The sequence below is a fragment of the Trebonia kvetii genome, assembly GCF_007827045.1.
GTDB lineage: Bacteria > Actinomycetota > Actinomycetes > Streptosporangiales > Streptosporangiaceae > Trebonia > Trebonia kvetii.
The window spans coordinates 1-416 of record NZ_RPFW01000052.1; the positions used below are offsets into that span (position 1 = coordinate 1).

The following is a 416-nucleotide window of genomic DNA, read 5'->3' on the forward strand; positions in this document are numbered from 1 at the left end:
TCCTTCATCTTTTTCATCCAAGTCACGTAAAGTATAGGCATAATCTCCTTGACCACGATTAACAATATTAGCAATATTAATATTTTCTGCTGCCACCGCAAGTGAAATTTGAGCCACAACATTAGGCACATTTTTATTGATTAAGGTCACACGATAAGGCGTATTTAACTCTTGCAAAACACGTGGAAAATTGACTGAATTAATAATTTCGCCAGTTTTCAACTAAGTTTGAACAGAATCCAGAGCCATTCTTGTGCAATTTAAACTCGCTTCCGCCGTTGAACCACCTAAATGAGGAGTTAAAAAAACTTGTGGATGATGATAAAATTTTTCAGAACCAAAATCCGTTCCAAAAAAGCGGACAATTCCCTCATCAATCGCTTTAAGCACTGCCTCTTTATCCGTAATCTCATCTC

At 36.8% G+C, this 416-nt stretch carries 2 protein-coding genes; both read right to left on the reverse strand.

What is annotated here, in order from left to right; genetic code table 11:
- Positions 1-222, reverse strand: a 222-nt coding sequence (locus EAS64_RS48145) for an ACT domain-containing protein (RefSeq protein ID WP_222850053.1), incomplete at its 3' end; no start/stop codon positions are given.
- The coding region (locus tag EAS64_RS48150) for a hypothetical protein (RefSeq protein WP_500691531.1) at positions 223-416 on the reverse strand (194 nt) is incomplete at its 5' end.